The 18,096-nt window shown below is 71.5% G+C and carries 14 protein-coding genes; 7 read left to right on the top strand and 7 right to left on the bottom strand.

What is annotated here, in order from left to right; genetic code table 11:
* Window positions 1–141: 141 nt before the first annotated feature.
* From ACFYY6_RS05000 to ACFYY6_RS04985, 4 genes are all read left to right on the top strand, one after another.
* The gene (locus tag ACFYY6_RS05000) at window positions 142–1,116 is read left to right on the top strand and encodes a tetratricopeptide repeat protein (protein WP_351520838.1); all 975 of its coding nucleotides are present in this window, start codon (window positions 142–144) and stop codon (window positions 1,114–1,116) included.
* Between the two features lie 622 nt (window positions 1,117–1,738).
* Window positions 1,739–2,380 carry a DUF6230 family protein gene (locus tag ACFYY6_RS04995; protein WP_351520840.1) on the top strand — a complete coding sequence of 214 codons (642 nt, stop codon included), beginning with the start codon at window positions 1,739–1,741 and terminating at the stop codon, window positions 2,378–2,380.
* A 96-nt stretch (window positions 2,381–2,476) separates the two neighbouring features.
* Window positions 2,477–3,049 carry a DUF6114 domain-containing protein gene (locus ACFYY6_RS04990; protein WP_351520842.1) on the top strand — a complete coding sequence of 191 codons (573 nt, stop codon included), beginning with the start codon at window positions 2,477–2,479 and terminating at the stop codon, window positions 3,047–3,049.
* Entirely contained in the window at window positions 3,039–4,358 is a 1,320-nt protein-coding gene (locus tag ACFYY6_RS04985; RefSeq protein WP_389191704.1) for a hypothetical protein, read from the top strand. The genes ACFYY6_RS04990 and ACFYY6_RS04985 overlap by 11 nt, the downstream gene beginning before the upstream one ends.
* A 572-nt stretch (window positions 4,359–4,930) precedes the next feature.
* Here ACFYY6_RS04985 and ACFYY6_RS04980 read toward each other — a convergent pair.
* The 4 genes from ACFYY6_RS04980 to pta all read right to left on the bottom strand — a co-directional run bounded on the left by ACFYY6_RS04980 (window position 4,931) and on the right by pta (window position 10,187).
* The gene (locus ACFYY6_RS04980; protein WP_389191701.1) at window positions 4,931–5,299 is read right to left on the bottom strand and encodes a hypothetical protein; all 369 of its coding nucleotides are present in this window, start codon (window positions 5,297–5,299) and stop codon (window positions 4,931–4,933) included.
* A gap of 6 nt (window positions 5,300–5,305) precedes the next feature.
* Window positions 5,306–6,736: a pyruvate kinase gene (gene pyk / locus ACFYY6_RS04975; RefSeq protein ID WP_351520847.1), complete on the bottom strand. Its 1,431-nt coding sequence runs from the start codon at window positions 6,734–6,736 to the stop codon at window positions 5,306–5,308.
* 74 nt (window positions 6,737–6,810) lie between these two features.
* The gene (locus ACFYY6_RS04970; RefSeq protein WP_351520885.1) at window positions 6,811–8,028 is read right to left on the bottom strand and encodes an acetate kinase; all 1,218 of its coding nucleotides are present in this window, start codon (window positions 8,026–8,028) and stop codon (window positions 6,811–6,813) included.
* A 44-nt stretch (window positions 8,029–8,072) separates the two neighbouring features.
* Entirely contained in the window at window positions 8,073–10,187 is a 2,115-nt protein-coding gene (gene pta / locus ACFYY6_RS04965; RefSeq protein WP_386609272.1) for a phosphate acetyltransferase, read from the bottom strand.
* A 293-nt stretch (window positions 10,188–10,480) separates the two neighbouring features.
* Between pta and ACFYY6_RS04960 the strand changes: the two genes are divergently transcribed.
* Together ACFYY6_RS04960 and ACFYY6_RS04955 are read left to right on the top strand one after the other, a co-directional pair.
* Window positions 10,481–11,506: an ATP-dependent 6-phosphofructokinase gene (locus tag ACFYY6_RS04960; RefSeq protein WP_351520851.1), complete on the top strand. Its 1,026-nt coding sequence runs from the start codon at window positions 10,481–10,483 to the stop codon at window positions 11,504–11,506.
* 232 nt (window positions 11,507–11,738) lie between these two features.
* Complete coding sequence (locus tag ACFYY6_RS04955; RefSeq protein WP_389191698.1) at window positions 11,739–12,875, top strand: RICIN domain-containing protein; 1,137 nt, start codon at window positions 11,739–11,741, stop codon at window positions 12,873–12,875.
* 68 nt (window positions 12,876–12,943) lie between these two features.
* Here the strand turns inward: ACFYY6_RS04955 and ACFYY6_RS04950 are convergent, their stop codons facing one another.
* The 3 genes from ACFYY6_RS04950 to ACFYY6_RS04940 all read right to left on the bottom strand — a co-directional run bounded on the left by ACFYY6_RS04950 (window position 12,944) and on the right by ACFYY6_RS04940 (window position 16,394).
* The gene (locus tag ACFYY6_RS04950) at window positions 12,944–13,594 is read right to left on the bottom strand and encodes an XRE family transcriptional regulator (RefSeq protein ID WP_351631062.1); all 651 of its coding nucleotides are present in this window, start codon (window positions 13,592–13,594) and stop codon (window positions 12,944–12,946) included.
* Window positions 13,595–13,944: 350 nt separating this feature from the next.
* The gene (locus ACFYY6_RS04945) at window positions 13,945–14,616 is read right to left on the bottom strand and encodes a response regulator (RefSeq protein WP_389191695.1); all 672 of its coding nucleotides are present in this window, start codon (window positions 14,614–14,616) and stop codon (window positions 13,945–13,947) included.
* On the bottom strand, window positions 14,613–16,394 hold the full coding sequence (locus ACFYY6_RS04940) for an ATP-binding protein (protein WP_351631065.1): 1,782 nt from the start codon (window positions 16,392–16,394) through the stop codon (window positions 14,613–14,615). The genes ACFYY6_RS04945 and ACFYY6_RS04940 overlap by 4 nt, the downstream gene beginning before the upstream one ends.
* A 168-nt stretch (window positions 16,395–16,562) precedes the next feature.
* Here ACFYY6_RS04940 and ACFYY6_RS04935 point away from each other — a divergent pair, with 168 nt between their 5' ends.
* Window positions 16,563–17,921, top strand: a complete 1,359-nt coding sequence (locus ACFYY6_RS04935) for a cation:dicarboxylate symporter family transporter (protein ID WP_351631068.1) — start codon at window positions 16,563–16,565, stop codon at window positions 17,919–17,921.
* Window positions 17,922–18,096 lie beyond the last annotated feature (175 nt).

Here is an 18,096-nt window from a genome sequence, read left to right as displayed (position 1 = left end):
TGGGGACCCGGCGCCGACCGGGCCATTCAGGGGCCCTCGGACCGCGTCCGGCCGTCCACCCCGCACACCGGCGGGGCCGCGGACGGGTGCGGTTCGGCCATCGCTTTCCGTATCGGCGCACCGAGGGGGGAGGATGTACGTATGCAGCCTAGGAACATGTCCATGAGCGGCGTCGTCGACCTTGCCGCGGTGAAGGCGGCCGGCGAGGCCAAGGCCAAGGCGGAGCAGGCCCGCGCCGATGCCGCCCGGCAGGGTGGCGCGGGCGCCGTACCGCCGTCCGCCCTGGTGATCGACGTCGATGAGGCGGGCTTCGAGCGCGAGGTCCTCCAGCGCTCCACCGAGGTCCCGGTCGTCCTCGACTTCTGGGCCGAGTGGTGCCAGCCGTGCAAGCAGCTGGGCCCGTTGCTGGAGCGCCTGGCCCAGGAGTACAACGGCCGCTTCGTGCTGGCCAAGGTCGATGTCGACGCCAACCAGATGCTGATGCAGCAGTTCGGCATCCAGGGCATCCCGGCGGTCTTCGCCGTCGTCGCCGGGCAGGCCCTCCCGCTCTTCCAGGGCGCGGCCCCCGAGGCCCAGATCCGCCAGACGCTCGACCAGCTGATCCAGGTCGGCGAGGAGCGCTTCGGGCTCACCGGCATCACGGTCGACCAGGACGCCGCCGAAGCGGCCGACCAGGCTCCGGCCGAGGTCCCCGCCGGTCCGTACGACGCCCTGCTCGAAGCGGCCGTGCGGGCCCTGGACGCCAACGACTTCGCCGGTGCCGTGCGGGCGTACAGGAACGTCCTGGCCGACGACCCGTCCAACACCGAGGCCAAGCTGGGCCTCGCCCAGGCCGAACTGCTCTCCCGGGTCAAGGAGATGGACGCGCAGCAGGTGCGCAAGGACGCCGCCGAACGGCCGGCCGACGTCGCCGCCCAACTCGCCGCGGCCGACCTGGATCTGGTGGGCGGTCATGTCGAGGACGCCTTCGGCCGGCTCGTCGAGACGGTGCGCCGCACCTTCGGCGACGACCGGAACGCCGCGCGGGTCCGGCTGCTGGAACTGTTCGAGGTGATCGGCCCCGAGGACCCGCGGGTGACCGCCGCGCGCACGGCGCTGGCGCGTGTCCTGTTCTGACGCGACGCGGGTCTTGTACTGATGTGACAACGCGGCCGCGGTGCCCCTCGGGGTACCGCGGCCGTTTTCGCGAACGGGCGATAAGAGACGGCCCCCCTTTACCAAATCTTGATAAAGGGACTGCCTGTTACTGGCAGTAAATCACTCCTTGGTTTCTGTCCGATAAAGAACCGAATCCCACCTTTCGCCCTTCCGTTCGATGCCACCCTGTGTGGCCGGGTGGTGCCACGCTGTCGCACCCCGTTCATCACGCCATTACCAGTGAGTAACGAACCCCTTGTGCGGCGGGCGGGAATGCACCACGATCGGCCACGCTCGGTCCAATGACGCCAAGCCCGGCCGCCAGCCGGTGCGGTGGCGCCGTTGGGTCCCCACCGAGTGGGCCGGTGGCAGTGACACCGGCTCCGGACAGGGGGGTTCCTGCCGTCCGGCAGGGCCTGTCCGATCGGGCCGCGCGACTGCGCGGCCGGTGGTTGTCGCTCGGGGGTGATCGCCGGTGATTTCGGGCGCGGTTCCCGCCTCCGTACGCGGGCGCTCTCCTTACCGAGGACGTAGCACTTCTCCCATCCCAGGACGGGCTCGGCCCGTACCGGAGATGTACGTCCGAGAAGGAGGAAAGAGAATGAGTTCCCAGGTTCGTGGCGGCACGAGATGGAAGCGCTTCGCTCTGGTCATGGTGCCGAGCGTCGCCGCGACCGCCGCGGTGGGGGTCGGTCTCGCGCAGGGCGCCCTGGCGGCGTCGTTCAGCGTGTCCGGCCAGGAGTTCAAGGTGAAGGCGGGCTCCCTCGTCGGTCACGACTTCGTGCAGTACGGCTCCGTGGCCACCGGCAAGACCCTCGACGGCAAGGACGCGGCGCACGCCGTCGCCGTCTCCGGCTTCAGTGACGCCACGATCACCAACATGTGCCAGTCGGTGGTCACTCCGAACCTTCCGTTCGGTCTCGGCACCGTCACGCTGCGGCTGACGGCGGGTACGAACCCGGACAAGCCGGTCGAGGCGACCAACCTGTACCTGGACATCGCCCAGCTCGACGCGGACGCCGAGTTCAAGAACATCGACATCGGTGTGGCGGCGGGCGACGTCGGCAAGCCGGGCATCCAGCCCGGTACCGAGAAGAAGGTCAACCCGAACGGCTTCGCGCAGCGTGCCGAGGAGGCCAAGCTGAGCAACGTGAGGCAGACGGCGTGGGCGACCACCGCCGGAACCTTCAAGCTCACCGACCTGAGCCTGCGGTTGAAGTCGGGCAACAAGCCTTGCTACTAGGGCATATGCCTGGGTGGCCGGGGCACCCGCGAGGGATCTCCGGCCACCCGTTCCTTCTCTTCTCACAGCAGTACCGGTTCCAGGGAGCTGTTTTCCATGAGCCCCGAGTCCACAGGGCAGAACGAGCACTTTCTCCGTGTCTTCCGGCGCGAATTCCGCACCTGGCGGGGTAACCGGCCGTTCTGGGCGGGCCTGTTCACCATGATGGGCGGACTGCCCATCGCGTACTTCCCGTACGCCAACATGCACCTCGGCAACGTCACCCTGGCGATGTCCACGACGGCCGGCGCGGGTTCGCTGATCATCGGCGTCCTGCTGGTCACGCTGGGCCTCACCATGTGGTTCCACCACATCGTGAGAGTGTTCGCCGGAATCGCCACGATCCTGCTGGCGCTGGTCTCCATACCCGTGGCCAACATCGGCGGCTTCCTGATCGGCTTCCTGTTCGCCCTGCTCGGCGGCGCGCTCTCCGTCTCCTGGGCCCCCGGGGAGCCGGAGCCCGAAGCCCCGGACACCGGTACACGGGGCGGGGAGTTCGACGAGGCCGGTGCGGGGATACCGGAGCCCGGCCCGGACCTGCGCAAGGCGGCGGTGGTGCCCCAGCGGAAGCCGGAACAGGACGACGACGCGACGGTCGAGGCCGACGGCGGGAGGCATCGTGCGGGGTGACGAGACACAGCTGAACTCGACCGGGGAGGACCACCGGACGAGAACCGGACCGCGCCACGCGGCCCCCAGGAAGTCGTTGCTGACGAAGCTGCACATCCCCGCGGGCAAGGCGTTCGCGCTCGCCGCGATGCCGACGGCCGTCTTCGTGGGCATGGGGCTGACGCCCCGGCTCGCGCTGGCCGACGACAACTCGGACATCCCCTTCGCGCCCGGCCCCTGCGTGACCCGCTCCGACGAACCGAGCGAGTCGCCGTCCCCGTCCGCGTCGGAGACGAAGTCCCCGTCGCCGTCCGCCACCGACTCCGGAGGCAAGGACGAGGACGAGGCGCCGAAGCCCTCGGTGACTCCGTCGGTGGACGACGCGGCGAAGCCCGGGTCCGGGGCCGAGTCCGAGTCCGGGGCCGAGTCCGAGACCGCTTCCGATGCGCGCACCGCGGATTCCCCGGCCGTCACGCCGAGCGCCACACCCACCCCCACGAAGTCGAAGAACCCGCTCGATCCGCTGGGTGTCGGCGACGCGCTCAGGGACCTGTTCGGCATCCCGGACAAGGAGACCGCCGACCCGTCCCCGTCCACGGGCACGGAGTCCCCGAAGCCGTCCCCGAGCGACTCCGCCGAGCCCGGGCGGGGGCCTGCGGACCCGGCGAAGAAGTCCACGGATCCGGCGGACCCGGCGAAGAAGACCGGTGACAGGTCCGCCGCCGCCATCCGGGAGGCCGCGGAGAAGGCCGGGGCACCCGTCGAGGAACTCGACGAAAGCGTCAAGGGTCTCGACGCCAAGAAGGACGAGGACATCCCGGACGGCGCCAAGCCGCGCTTCCCGTGCCCGACCGCCGACCCGAAGGCACTGGCCGCGGCCGACCTGGAGACGGGCGTGCCGCTGCTCCCCACCGACCCGTGGATCCTGGACAGTTCGCTGCTCACCCTGAACGGGCTGGACTACAAGGGCATCGTCGAGGTGAAGACGTACGACGGCACCGTCAAGAAGGTGCTGAAGTTCACCGCGAGCTCCATCGACATCAAGGACCTCCACCAGAAGACGGTCGGCCCGAACGGCACCACGGGCCATGTCGAGGCGCGCAAGGGCTCCACGTCCACCATCCGCAACGGCACGGTGACCATGTACACGGAGGAGCTGAAGGGCAATCTCTTCGGCCTCATCCCGGTCACGTTCAGCCCGCAGAGCCCGCCGCCGCTGAACGTCCCCTTCGCCTTCTTCACCAAGGTCAAGGTGACCCAGGCCGGCCAGTTCGGCGGAACGCTCACGGTGCCGGGACTGCACAACTACTTCACCGGCGGCAACAGCTAGTGCCGCGACCGGCAACGTTTGCCCCGTCGCGTTGCCCGGCACGCACGCTCGCGGCGTCGGCCAAAAGCCCACGTAGCCCGCTACGAGGGCTTCCGGCCGACTTGCGATCGCACGCACCGGACGACGCTCCTTCGGGGCAAACCTTCCCGGTCGCGGCACTAGTGCCGCTCCCGGCAACGTTTGCCCCGTCGCACCGGACGACGCTCCTTCCGGGCAATCCTTGCCGGTCACGGCACTAGTGCTGCGACCGGAAGGGTTCGTCGGCTCGCGACACCCGGCACGGCACCTCGCCGCGTTGTCGCATCACCCGAGTACGTCCCGTACGAAGGCGATCCTCCGCCTCGCGACGCACCGCACCGGACGCCGCGAGCTTCCCGGCAAACCTTTCCGGCCACAGCACTAGCCGAACCGACCCGTTCGGGAGCCGCACAGCACTGCGGGCCGTGCCCCTCACAGGAGGGACACGGCCCGCAGCCATGTCCTACGGGTGTGTCAGGCACCGCACCGCCACGGCGGACCGCAGAGGTGCTGCCCGGACACGGGCTACGCGTCCACGAGGTACTCGATGTCGCTCACGACGTACCCTCGTACCGGTCCGCGTCGGAGAGCGTCACGGTGTCCGGACGGCGGGCGAGCCATGTGTCGCACACCTCGATCACCTGCCGCATCCACGTGGCGCCGTCCGTGAGGCGACCACGGCGGAAGAAGTACTCCCCGCCTTCCGCGCACGCCTTCCACAACACGGTGATTTGGTCGTGGGGAAGCCCGTCGTGGAGGAGCAGGGCGTCACGTCGCACCAGGAGCACAGCTTCCGGCTCCAGCTCCTCCACGAACTGACCGGCCACGGCCTCCGCTTCCGTGGAGGCGTCCAGCCTCCAGTCCTGGTGGAAGAAGCTCATGACCCACGGGATGCCGAACGTGAACTCCGTGGACCGGTCCATCGGGTGTCAGTCGCGCGCCCCGCCGCCCACGTGGTGCACGCGCACCATGTTCGTGGTGCCGGGGATGCCGGGGGGCGAGCCGGCCGTGATGATCATGGTGTCGCCCGCGTTGTAGCGGCTCAGCTTCAGCAGCTCCGCGTCGACCAGGTCGACCATCGCGTCCGTGTTGTCCACGTGCGGGACGACGTGCGCCTCGACGCCCCAGCTCAGGGCGAGCTGGTTGCGGGTGGACTCGTCCGTGGTGAAGGCCAGGATGGGCTGGGCCGCGCGGTAGCGGGAGAGGCGGCGGGCCGTGTCACCGGACTTGGTGAACGCGACCAGCGCCTTGCCGTTCAGGAAGTCCGCGATCTCGCAGGCGGCGCGGGCCACCGAACCGCCCTGGGTGCGCGGCTTCTTGCCCGGGACCAGCGGCTGGAGGCCCTTGGAGAGCAGCTCGTTCTCGGCGGCGACGACGATCTTCGACATCGTCTTGACCGTCTCGATCGGGTACGCGCCGACGCTGGACTCGGCGGACAGCATGACCGCGTCCGCACCGTCCAGGATCGCGTTGGCGACGTCGGACGCCTCGGCGCGGGTCGGCCGCGAGTTGGTGATCATCGACTCCATCATCTGGGTCGCCACGATCACCGGCTTGGCGTTCCGCCGGCAGAGCTCCACCAGGCGCTTCTGCACCATCGGGACCTTCTCCAGCGGATACTCCACGGCCAGGTCACCGCGGGCCACCATCACACCGTCGAAGGCCATGACGACCTCCTGCATGTGCTCGACCGCCTGCGGCTTCTCCACCTTGGCGATGACGGGGACCCGGCGGCCCACCTCGTCCATCACCTTGTGGACGTCCTTGATGTCGTCGGCGTCCCGCACGAAGGAGAGCGCCACCAGGTCGCAGCCCATCCGCAGCGCGAACCGCAGGTCCTCGACGTCCTTCTCGGACAGCGCCGGGACGTTGACCGCCGCGCCGGGCAGGTTGATGCCCTTGTGGTCGGAGATGACACCGCCCTCGATGACGATCGTCCGAACCCGGGGGCCCTCGACCGCGACGACCTTCAGCTCGACGTTGCCGTCGTTGATCAGGATCGGGTCGCCCTTGGCGACGTCGCCGGGCAGGCCCTTGTACGTCGTGCCGCAGATCGACTTGTCACCGGGCACGTCCTCCGCGGTGATGGTGAACTCGTCCCCGCGGACCAGCTCGACGGGCCCCTCGGCGAACTTCCCCAGGCGGATCTTCGGGCCCTGGAGGTCGGCGAGCACACCCACGGCGCGGCCGGTCTCGGCGGCGGCCCGGCGGACCAGGTCGTAACGCCCCTGGTGCTCCTCGTGGCTGCCGTGGCTGAAGTTGAAACGGGCCACGCTCATGCCGGCCTCGATCAGCGCGACGAGCTGCTCGTGCGAGTCGACGGCGGGGCCGAGCGTACAGACGATTTTGGAACGACGCATGAGGCGGATCCTATCGGTTTGTTTAGCAACGGAATATTCCGTCTGGCGGAAGGTACAAAGGGGCGCGGGGGTGCTCAGTTGTCGTCCCGTCCGACGAGTGCGAAGGTCTGGACGGCTATCTCCAGCTCCTCGTCCGTCGGTACCACCGCGACCGCCACCCGCGCGTGGTCCGGCGAGATCAGCCGCGGCGCACCGGACCGCACGGCGTTCAGATCCGCGTCCACTGCCAGGCCGAACCCCTCCAGTCCGGCGATCGCAGCCTCCCGCACCGGTGCGGAGTTCTCCCCGACCCCCGCCGTGAACACCACCGCGTCCACCCGCGCGAGGACCGCCGAATAGGCGCCGATGTACTTCTTCAGCCGGTGCACGTAGATGTCGAAGGCCAGCGCCGCCCGCCCGTCGCCCTCGTCGACCCGGCGCCGGATCTCCCGCATGTCGTTGTCGCCGCACAGTCCGACCAGACCGCTCCGCTTGTTGAGCAGGTCGTCGATCTCGTCCGCGGACATCCCCGCCACCCGCTGGAGGTGGAAGGTGACGGCCGGATCGATGTCGCCGGAACGCGTGCCCATCACCAGCCCCTCCAGCGGGGTCAGGCCCATCGACGTCTCCACGCACCGGCCGCCCGCCACCGCCGACGCGGAGGCGCCGTTGCCCAGGTGCAGCACGATGACGTTGACGTCCTCGGGAGCGCGTCCCAGCAGCTCGGCGGCCTTGCGGGAGACGTACGCGTGCGAGGTGCCGTGGAAGCCGTAGCGCCGGATGCGGTGCGCGTCGGCGGTCTCCACGTCGATCGCGTACCGCGCCGCGCACTCCGGCATCGTCGTGTGGAACGCCGTGTCGAACACCGCCACCTGCGGCAGGTCCGGGCGCAGTGCCTGGGCGGTACGGATGCCGAGGAGGTTCGCCGGGTTGTGCAGCGGGGCCACCGGGACCAGGCGCTCGATCTCCTTCAGCACCTCGTCGTCGACCACCACCGGCTCGGTGAACCGCAGGCCGCCGTGCACCACCCGGTGGCCGATCGCCGCCAGCTCGGGGGAGTCCAGGCCCAGCCCGTCGGCCGCCAGCTCGTCGGCCGCCGCCTTCAGCGCGGCCTCGTGGTCGGGGATCGGGCCGGTGCGCTCGCGCCGTTCGCCGGTGCCTCCCGCCAGCGGGGTGTGCACCAGCCGGGACGTCTCCTCGCCGATGCGCTCGACCAGCCCGGCCGCCAGCCGGGAGTGGTCGGTCATGTCCAGAAGCTGGTACTTGACCGACGAGGAGCCGGAGTTGAGGACGAGTACGCGATGCGGCGCCATGAGCGGGGTGCCCTCCGGGGTGGTCGGGGTCGGGGCCGGGGTGGTCATGCGGTCCACACCTCGTCGCCCTGAGCCTGGATCGCGGTGATGGCCACGGTGTTGACGATGTCCTGGACGAGCGCGCCGCGGGACAGGTCGTTGACGGGCTTGCGCAGACCCTGGAGCACGGGTCCGACCGCGACCGCGCCCGCCGAGCGCTGCACGGCCTTGTAGGTGTTGTTGCCGGTGTTCAGGTCCGGGAAGATCAGCACCGTCGCCCGCCCCGCCACCTCGGAACCGGGCAGCTTCGTCGCGGCGACGCCCGGGTCCACCGCGGCGTCGTACTGGATGGGCCCCTCGATCAGCAGGTCCGGCCGGCTCGCCCGGACCAGGGCGGTCGCCTCGCGCACCTTGTCGACGTCGGCGCCCGAGCCGGAGGTGCCGGTCGAGTACGACAGCATCGCGATCCGCGGCTCCACGCCGAAGCGGGCGGCGGTGGCGGCCGACTGCACCGCGATGTCCGCGAGCTGCCGCGCGTCCGGGTCCGGGTTGACCGCGCAGTCGCCGTACACCAGGACCCTGTCGGCCAGGCACATGAAGAAGACGGAGGAGACGATCGAGGGGACGGGCCCGCCCGTCCCCTCGCCGGCGTCCGCGGACCGGGTCTTGATGATCTCGAACGCGGGGCGGATGGTCGCCGCCGTGGAGTGCACGGAACCGGAGACCATGCCGTCCGCGAAGCCCTGCTCGACCATCAGCGTGCCGAAGTAGTTGGCGTCCGCGACCACGTCGTACGCCAGCTCGGTCGTGACGCCGCGGTGCGCGCGCAGCCGTGCGTACCGCTCGGCGAACGGCTGACGCAGCTCGGAGGTCTGCGGGTCGATGATCTGCGTGTCGGCGAGATCGATGCCCAGGTCCGCGGCCTTCTTCCGGATGACGTCGGGCTCGCCGAGGAGCGTGAGGTCGCAGACGTCGCGGCGCAGCAGGACGTCGGCGGCGCGCAGCACCCGTTCCTCGGTGCCCTCCGGCAGGACCACCCGGCGCCGGTCGGCGCGCGCCTGCTCCAGCAGCTCGTGCTCGAACATCATCGGGGTGATCCGCCCGCTGCGGGCCACCGAGATCCGCTCCAGCAGGGCGCCGGTGTCCACATGGCGTTCGAAGAGGCCCAGGGCCGTCTCCGCCTTGCGGGGCGTCGCTGCGTTCAACTTGCCTTCCATGGCGAAGAGTTCATAGGCGGTGGGGAAGGAGCCGCCCGCCACGGAGACCACCGGCGTGCCCGGCGCGAGGCGCTCGGCCAGGGTCAGGATCTCCGGACCGGGATGTTCGTCCAGGGTGAGCAGCACACCGGCGATGGGCGGGGTCCCGGCGCTGTGCGCGGCCAGCGAGCCGACCACCAGGTCCGCCCGGTCCCCGGGCGTGACCACCAGGCAGCCCGGCGTCAGCGCCTTCAGCAGGTTCGGCAGCATCGCGCCGCCGAAGACGAAGTCCAGCGCGTCCCTGGCCAGCCCGGAGTCGTCGCCGAGCAGCACCGTGCCGCCGAGCGCCGCGGTGATCTGGGCGACGGTCGGCGCGGAGAGCGCCGCGTCGTCGGGCAGCACCGAACAGGGAACGGGCAGCTGTGACGCCAGCCGCTCCGCGAGGGCGTCGCGGTCCCCGGCCGCCACCCGGTTCACGATCACCGAGACGACATCGCAGCCGAGCCCCGCGTACGCCCGGTACGCGTTGCGCGCCTCCGCGCGCACGGACTGCGCGTTCTGGCCCCTGCCGCCGACCACCGCTATCACCGAGGCGCCGAACTCGTTGGCGAGGCGGGCGTTGAGCGCGAGCTCGTCGGGGAGCTGGGTGTCGGCGAAGTCGGTGCCGAGGACCAGGACCACCTCGTACGCCTGGGCCACCTGGTGGAAGCGCTCGACGAGCCGGGAGACCAGTTCGTCGGTACCCTTCTCGGCCTGGAGCGCGGACGCCTCCTCGTAGTCCAGCCCGTAGACCGACGCGGGTTCCTGGAGCAGCCGGTAGCGGGCCCGCAGCAGCTCGAACAGCCGGTCGGGACCGTCGTGGACAAGCGGCCGGAACACTCCGACCCGGTCCACCTGACGCGTCAGGAGCTCCATGACTCCCAGATCGACGACCTGCCGGCCGTCGCCCCGGTCGATCCCGGTCACGTACACGCTGCGCGCCACGCGTGCTCTCCCGTCCATATTTGCGGTTTGGGACGTATCGCCATGTTGACGATACGCCGGGCGTGCGCGACGTCGCCCGCCGGGCGTGCTCCCCGCGTCCACGGCGCATGCGCCCCCACCGGCGCGCCGGTGATTCATCCCCGCATTCGACGGGCCACCCGGGCGGGCGTCACCGGAACGGGCGAGACCATGAGGTCCAGACCACGTGGGACAATCGTCATGTTTCACGGTTCGGGGGATCTTGTCCTCGCCCCCGGAACGCACGGCACCAGCGAGGCAGGAGACACAGGACGATGCGCATCGGAGTTCTCACGGCAGGCGGCGACTGTCCGGGTCTGAACGCAGTGATCCGGTCGGTCGTGCACCGCGCCGTGGTGGGGCACGGAGACGAGGTCATCGGCTTCGAGGACGGGTTCAAGGGGCTCCTCGACGGCCACTACCGGCCTCTCGACCTCAACGCCGTCAGCGGCATCCTCGCGCGTGGCGGCACCATACTCGGATCGGCCCGCCTGGAGCGCGCGCGGCTGCGCGAGGCCGCGGAGAACTGCGCGGAGCTGAGCCGCCGTTACGGCATGGACGCCCTCATCCCGATCGGCGGCGAAGGCACCCTCACCGCCGCACGGATGCTGGCGGACGCCGGGATGCCGGTCGTCGGCGTCCCCAAGACCATCGACAACGACATCTCCGCCACCGACCGCACCTTCGGCTTCGACACGGCAGTGGGTGTCGCCACCGACGCCATAGACCGTCTGAAGACCACCGCCGAGTCGCACCAGCGGGTCATGGTCGTCGAGGTGATGGGGCGGCACGCCGGCTGGATCGCGCTGGAGTCCGGGATGGCGGGCGGTGCGCACGGCATCTGCCTGCCCGAGCGCCGCTTCGAGGTCGACGACCTGGTCAAGATGGTCGAGGCGCGGTTCGCGCGCGGCAAGAAGTTCGCGGTCATCTGCGTCGCCGAGGGCGCGCACCCGGCCGAGGGCTCCATGCCGTACGCCAAGGGCGAGATCGACCAGTACGGTCACGAACGCTTCCAGGGCATCGGCAACCGGCTGGCCATCGAGCTGGAGACCAGGCTCGGCAAGGAGGCCCGGCCGGTCATCCTCGGCCATGTGCAGCGCGGCGGTACGCCGACCGCGTACGACCGGGTGCTTGCCACCCGCTTCGGCTGGCACGCGGTGGAGGCCGCGCACCGGGGCGACTTCGGCCGGATGACGGCTCTGCGCGGCAACGACATCGCGATGGTTCCGCTGGCGGACGCCATCACCCAGCTCAAGACGGTCCCCAAGAACCGGATGGACGAGGCCGAGTCGGTCTTCTGATCCTTCCGCCCGCTGCCTGCCCTGCCCCGCCCCCGCCGACGAGCGGTCGCGGGCCGGGGCGAGGCCGCGGGTTCCCGGCGGCCCTGACCATCCCCCCGTGGAAGGTCAGGGCCGCCGGCCGTCTCCCCTCGCGGGTCGGGGCCCTCGTGGGGCCTCGCCGGGCGGGGCGTGCTGCCGGAATCCACTCTTGAGGCACCGGCCCGGATCAACAAGGCTTGCCCCTGTCCCGGACATGTCCCAGCTCTGTCCGGACGGCCGATTCCAGGGGAGGGCACAGCGCATGGTGGTCGAGGGCGGGATTCCGGATCCCCGGAAGGTGCGGAGCGCGGCCGAGTTCGTCGCCCTGCTGAGGGTGGTCAAGGACGGTTCCGGTCTGACGTTCCGCGAACTGACCCGGCGGGCGGAGGCGGCCGGCGACGTGCTCCCGCGCTCCACGATCGCCAACATGCTGGCGCGCGCCTCCGTCCCGCGCGAGGAGCTTCTCGTCGCCTTCTTACGGGCCTGCGGCCGGGAGCCCGCGGAAGTGGTGGACTGGCTCGCCGTACGCGAGGAACTCGCCGTGCGCGGGAGGCGGGCCGGTGCGGCGGACGGGATCGAGGAGGCGGACGGAACCGGCGCGGCGGCCGAGGGAGCCGACGGAGACGAGAGAGGGGACGGGAGCGGGGAGGCGGGCGGGACCGGCGCAGCGGGCGAGGAAGCCGATGGGAACGGGGAGGGCCGGGGGAGGGACGCCGGTCGGGCGGTCGGGCGGGCCATCGTTCCGGCCGCGATTCCGCCCTCCGCCCTGCGCCGACGCCGTTCCGTCCTGCCGGCCGCCGCGTCCCTCGTGGCGCTCGCCGCCCTCGCGGTGACCGCGGTCGTTCTCGTACGCGACGAACGGCCGGGGGCGGCTCCCGTCGGCGGCCCTGTCGAAGGGCGGACGGTACAGCTCCGCTCGGTCCGCTCCGGGCTCTGCCTCTCCGAGGAACGCGGCTCCGAGAGCGGCCGGCTCTTCGAGACCTCCTGTGACGGGCCGACCATCCCGGACTTCTCCCTGAAACCGCTGGGGGACGACGTCTGGCGGATCGTGACCGATCACCCCGACTACGGCCTGGGCTGCACGGGCGTCTGGGACGGGGCGCGGGAGGCCGGCGCCTCGATGCAGGACCAGGAGTGCGGCCGTCGCGGCCCGGCGGAGGAGTTCCGGATCGAGCCCGTGGGGCATCCGGTCGAGGGCTACCGCATCCGCCCCGTCCACACGCGTCTGTGCGTCGGCACGGAGGTGCACAACGGCAGGCGCGAGGCCGAGCTGGTGCAGACGAGCTGCGACGGGGCGGCCCGCACGGTCCTGTTCTCCTTCGACCCGGTGGCGTTTTCCCCGGCCACGTGACGGCGGCGTATGCACGTGGCGGCGGCGTACGGGCGTGACGGCGGCGTATGCACGTGGCGGCGGGTGGTTCAGGCGCTTTTGTCCCGCATCCCCGCCGTCCGCCAGAACCGTTCCACGATCCCCGCCAGGAACGCCCGCTCCGCGTCGCCCGTCGCCCCGGAGGGCTCCCGGGGCGGCTCCCCGACCGCGCCGGTCCGGCCCGGCGCCGATGCCGCCAGCGCCCGGTAGTCGGCGTGGAGCTGGTCCAGCACGTCCTGGAGGCGCCCCCGCTCCAGCCGCACCAGCTTCGCCACCGCTCGGACGGGTGCCTGCCGTCGTGTCGTGACCGAGGCGCGCAGCAGCTCCGCCAGCTCCTCGTCCCGCCCGGACACCGTCACCAGCCCGGCGGCCGTCAGCCCCAGCACCTCGGAGAGCGCCGCCGACTGGCGCTCGTTGCCCCGCCAGCGCCCCGACTCCTCCATCCGCAGATACGCGGCGGGCGTCAGCCCCACCTGACCGGCCAGTTCCGCCACGGTCATCCGCCGGGCCGTCCGGTGTTCCCGCAGGGTGCGCACCGAGGTCAGCAACTCGCCCGGTGAGCACCACAACACCCCGGCCAGTGCCGCGAGTTCGTGCCCGGTCGGGACGGCGTGCCCGCGCTCCCAGGCGAGCACCGTCGCGGTGCTGATCCGGAGCCCGTACTGGGCCGCGAGGCCGTACGCGACGTGGCCGGGCAGCATCCCCAGGGCCTCGCGGAGGCGGCGTGCGGCGGAGGCGTCGAAGGGAGGTCGGGAGCCGAAGGACGAGGGAGAGCCGGAGGAGTGGGAGGGGCGCACGGCTTCACCGTAGGAGCGGGAACGCCGTCCGACCACGGTGTGTTCCACCGATATCACGGCTCGTAGGAAGGTCCTATGCCGGTACGGGGCCGTGCCCGCGCGGAGGTGTGCCCGTGCGGAGGTGTGCCCGCGCGAGCCGTGCCGGTAGGAGTTCGGAGGTCCTGTGCTCGTGCGGGGCCCGTGCCCGTGACGCGGGCTCGCGGTTCTGTGCTCTCTCGTGTTGCCGGCCGGGCCGGGCCGCCGTCGGCACGGCGTCAGTGGTCCCGGGTCACCCACCGGTAGTGCAGTTCCGGGCGCCCGACCTGGCCGTACTGCGGCTTGCGCACCGCGCGCCCGGTCGTCACCAGGTGCTCCAGGTACCGGCGCGCGGTGATCCGCGAGATGCCCAGCTCGGTCCCGGCCGCTGCCGCCGTCACGCCGTCCGAGGCCCGCAGGACGCGGGTGACGGCCTCCAGCGTCGGGGCGCTGAGCCCCTTCGGCAGCCGGTTCGGCTGCGGGGCGCGCAGTACTCCGAGCGCCCGGTCCACCTCGTCCTGACCGCTCGCCTCACCGGCCGCCGCGTGGAACTCGGCGTAGCGGACGAGCCGGTCGCGCAGCGTGGCGAAGGTGAACGGCTTCAGCACGTACTGGACGACGCCGAGCGACACCCCTTCCCGGACCACCGACAGATCACGTGCCGAGGTCACCGCGATGACGTCCGCCGAGTGCCCTGCCGCACGCAGCGAACGCAGCAGGTGCAGGCCGTGCCCGTCGGGCAGGTACAGGTCGAGGAGGAGCAGATCGACCGGTGTGCGGTCCAGTGTCCGTACCGCCTCCGCGCGCGAGTGCGCGACCGCGGCCACCTCGAACCCGGGGACGCGGCCCACGTACAGCCGATGGGCGTCGGCGGCGACGGGGTCGTCCTCGACGACCAGTACCCGGATCACGGGACGACCTCCCCGGCGGTGTGTTCCGTGCGGTCGCCGGTCGTCAGCGGCAATCGGACCGTGAACCGGGCGCCGCCCCCGGCATTGTGGTCCAGCTCCACCGTCCCGCCGTTGCGGCGTACCGCCTGCCGTACGAGGGCCAGCCCGATGCCCCGGCCCGTGCCGCGCGTCGACCAGCCGCGGTCGAACACCTCGGCGGCGTCGGCAGGATCGATGCCCGCCCCGGTGTCGGCGACCTTCAGCAGCAACACGTCCTCCCCGGCGAGAGCGGTCACGGTGACCGTGGCCCGTCCGTACTGCCCGGCCCGCCCGGGGGCCGTCCCGGCCGCGGGCCGTCCCGGGTCCCCGTCACGGGGGGCGGGCACGACGGGGGCGTCGGCCGAGCGGGGCGCGTCGGGTGCGGCCGGGGGTGCGGTCGGAGGGGGCGCGCCCCGCGGGTCGTGGTCGGCCGCCGCCTCCGACGCCGCGTCCACCGCGTTGTCGATCAGGTTGCCGAGGATCGTCACCAGGTCCCGGTCCGGCAGCGTCGCGGGCAGGGCGCCGTCGTCGATCAGACTGTCCTCCGCGAGCACCAGCTCCACACCCCGCTCGTGGGCCTGTGCCGCCTTGCCCAACAGCAGCGCCGCCAGTACCGGTTCGCCGACCGCGCCGACGACCCGGTCGGTGAGGGTCTGGGCCAGCTCCAGTTCGACGGTGGCGAATCCGACCGCCTCGTCGGCCCGCCCCAGTTCGATCAGCGAGACCACGGTGTGCAGCCGGTTCGCCGCCTCGTGGGCCTGCGAGCGCAACGCCTGGGTGAACCCCCGCTCGGAGTCCAACTCCCCCGACAGCGCCTGGAGTTCGGTGTGATCGCGCAGGGTCACGACCGTGCCGCGCTGCTCCCCGCCCACCACCGGGCGGGTGTTGACCACGATCACCCGGTCCGCTGTCACATGCAGCTCGTCGACCCGCTCCTCGGAGGCGAGCAGTGCCCCGGTCAGCGGCGCCGGAAGCCTCAGCTCGGCGACCCGGCGTCCGAGGGCGTCCGGCCCCAGCCCCAGCAGCTCCCGGCCCGCGTCGTTGATCAGCGCGATCCTGCGCCGCCCGTCGAGCATCAGCAGTCCCTCGCGCATCGCGTGGAGCGTGGCCTGGTGGTAGTCGTGCAGCCGGCTCAGCTCGGCCGCGTTCATGCCGTGCGTGTGCCGGCGGAGCCGGGCGTTGATCACGTACGTGCCGAGACCGCCGAGCACCAGCGCCCCGCCCGCGGCCAGCCCCAGCGCCCCCAGCTGCGCCCGCACCTGCGAGGAGACCCGGTCGACCGTGATGCCGGCGCTGACCAGGCCGGTGATCCTGCCGCCGTCCCGGATCGGGGTGACGACCCGGATCGAGGGACCGAGGGTGCCGGTGTACGTCTCGGCGAACGTCTCGCCGCGCAGCGCCCGCGAGGTGTGGCCGAGGAACTCCTCCCCGATCCGGTCGGTGACCGGATGCGTCCAGCGGATCCGCTCCGGGGACATGATGGTGACGAACGCGATCCCGGTGTCCCTGCGGACCTTCTCCGCGTACGGCTGAAGCACGGCGGACGGGTCCGGGGCGCGGATCGCCTCACGTACGGACGGGGAGTCGGCGATTGCCAGCGCCGCCGTCCTCACCTGCCGGGTCGCGGTCTCCTCCGCCTGTTTCCGGCCGGAGGCGAACGTGAAGAACGCGCACCCCGCCACCACCGCCGCGACCAGCACCACGTGCATGGCGAACAGCTGTCCGGCCAGGCTTCGCGGACGGGTGAGGGGCAGACGCATGTCCCCCAGTCTGCCTGGCCGGAAACATATGAACGAAATGCACGTAACAGTGACCGCCCTCACACGGAGCGAGATATTCACCGAGGGTTTTTCCGGCCCCGATCCGCCGGAAAGCCCTTGCGCCCCCAGGGACGGGGGAGTGACCCGGACGAGCCGAGGAGAACCCCCGTGGGAGTGGCAGCCGCCAAGCGGGACCGTACGCACTATCTGTATCTGGCCGTGATCGCCGCCGTAGCTCTCGGCATCCTGGTGGGCTTCGTGGCCCCGGACGTCGCCGTCGAGCTCAAGCCGATCGGCACCGGCTTCGTGAACCTCATCAAGATGATGATCTCGCCCATCATCTTCTGCACGATCGTGCTGGGCGTCGGATCGGTGCGCAAGGCCGCCAAGGTCGGCGCGGTCGGCGGACTCGCCCTCGGCTACTTCCTGGTGATGTCGACGGTGGCGCTCGCCATCGGTCTGCTCGTCGGCAACCTGCTGGAGCCCGGCCAGGGCCTCCACCTCACCGAGGCGGCACGCGCCGCCGGTGAGAAGCAGGCGACGGGCGCGAGCGAGTCGACCACGGACTTCCTGCTCGGCATCATCCCCACCACGATCGTGTCCGCGTTCACCGAGGGCCAGGTGCTCCAGACCCTGCTGATCGCCCTGCTCGCGGGTTTCGCGCTCCAGGCCATGGGAGCGGCGGGCGAACCGGTGCTGCGCGGCATCGGCCACATCCAGCGCCTGGTCTTCCGCATCCTCGCCATGATCATGTGGGCGGCCCCGGTCGGCGCGTTCGGCGCGATGGCGGCCGTGGTCGGCGAGACCGGCGTCGACGCGCTGAAGTCCCTCGCCGTCATCATGATCGGCTTCTACGTCACCTGCGCGCTCTTCGTCTTCGTGGTGCTCGGTACGATCCTGCGGCTGGTCGCCGGGGTCAATCTGATCGCGCTGCTGAAGTACCTGGGCCGTGAGTTCCTGCTGATCCTCTCCACCTCCTCCTCCGAATCCGCGCTGCCGCGGCTCATCGCGAAGATGGAGCACCTGGGCGTCAGCAAGCCGGTCGTCGGCATCACCGTGCCGACGGGGTACTCCTTCAACCTCGACGGCACCGCGATCTACCTCACGATGTCCTCGCTCTTCATCGCCAACGCGCTGGGCGACCCGCTGAGCTTCGGTGAGCAGGTCTCCCTGCTGCTCTTCATGATCGTCGCCTCGAAGGGCGCGGCCGGGGTCACCGGCGCGGGCCTGGCCACCCTCGCGGGCGGTCTCCAGTCGCACCGGCCCGGACTGGTCGACGGCGTCGGGCTCATCGTCGGCATCGACCGCTTCATGAGCGAGGCCCGCGCCCTGACGAACTTCGCCGGGAACGCGGTGGCCACCGTCCTCGTCGGCACCTGGACCAAGGAGATCGACAAGGAGCGGGTGGACCAGGTCCTCTCCGGCGCGCTCCCGTGGAACGAGCGGATGCTGAGCCAGGAGGACGAGGGCGCGGAGATCCCGGAGCCGCGCGCCGGTGACCTGGAGTCCGCCATGGCGAGGGCGTAGGCGCGGGCCGGCCGGGCACCGGGCGACCGGGTCACCAGGCACGGGACGACCGGCCGACCTGATCGCCGGCCCACCGGCATCGGGGATCACCGCCGACCCGACCGCCGGGCCACCGGCTCACCGGCCGAACGGATGCCCGGCCCACCGGCCGGTCGTCGCACGGGCCGTCGCGGGA

The sequence above is a fragment of the Streptomyces sp. NPDC001750 genome, assembly GCF_042892615.1.
In the GTDB taxonomy this organism is placed as follows: Bacteria; Actinomycetota; Actinomycetes; order Streptomycetales; family Streptomycetaceae; genus Streptomyces.
The sequence above is the reverse complement of the archived record's forward strand: the minus strand, read 5'-3'. Positions and strand labels throughout refer to the sequence as shown.

Excerpts from the sequence above, each read along its gene's own strand:
- ACFYY6_RS05000 (WP_351520838.1), top strand. The coding sequence starts at position 142 with ATGCAGCCTAGGAACATGTCCATGAGCGGCGTCGTCGACCTTGCCGCG.
- ACFYY6_RS04995 (WP_351520840.1), top strand. The coding sequence starts at position 1,739 with ATGAGTTCCCAGGTTCGTGGCGGCACGAGATGGAAGCGCTTCGCTCTG.
- ACFYY6_RS04990 (WP_351520842.1), top strand. The coding sequence starts at position 2,477 with ATGAGCCCCGAGTCCACAGGGCAGAACGAGCACTTTCTCCGTGTCTTC.
- ACFYY6_RS04980 (WP_389191701.1), bottom strand. The coding sequence starts at position 5,299 with ATGGACCGGTCCACGGAGTTCACGTTCGGCATCCCGTGGGTCATGAGC.
- pyk (WP_351520847.1), bottom strand. The coding sequence starts at position 6,736 with ATGCGTCGTTCCAAAATCGTCTGTACGCTCGGCCCCGCCGTCGACTCG.
- ACFYY6_RS04970 (WP_351520885.1), bottom strand. The coding sequence starts at position 8,028 with ATGGCGCCGCATCGCGTACTCGTCCTCAACTCCGGCTCCTCGTCGGTC.
- ACFYY6_RS04960 (WP_351520851.1), top strand. The coding sequence starts at position 10,481 with ATGCGCATCGGAGTTCTCACGGCAGGCGGCGACTGTCCGGGTCTGAAC.
- ACFYY6_RS04955 (WP_389191698.1), top strand. The coding sequence starts at position 11,739 with ATGTCCCAGCTCTGTCCGGACGGCCGATTCCAGGGGAGGGCACAGCGC.
- ACFYY6_RS04950 (WP_351631062.1), bottom strand. The coding sequence starts at position 13,594 with ATGCTGCCCGGCCACGTCGCGTACGGCCTCGCGGCCCAGTACGGGCTC.
- ACFYY6_RS04940 (WP_351631065.1), bottom strand. The coding sequence starts at position 16,394 with ATGCGTCTGCCCCTCACCCGTCCGCGAAGCCTGGCCGGACAGCTGTTC.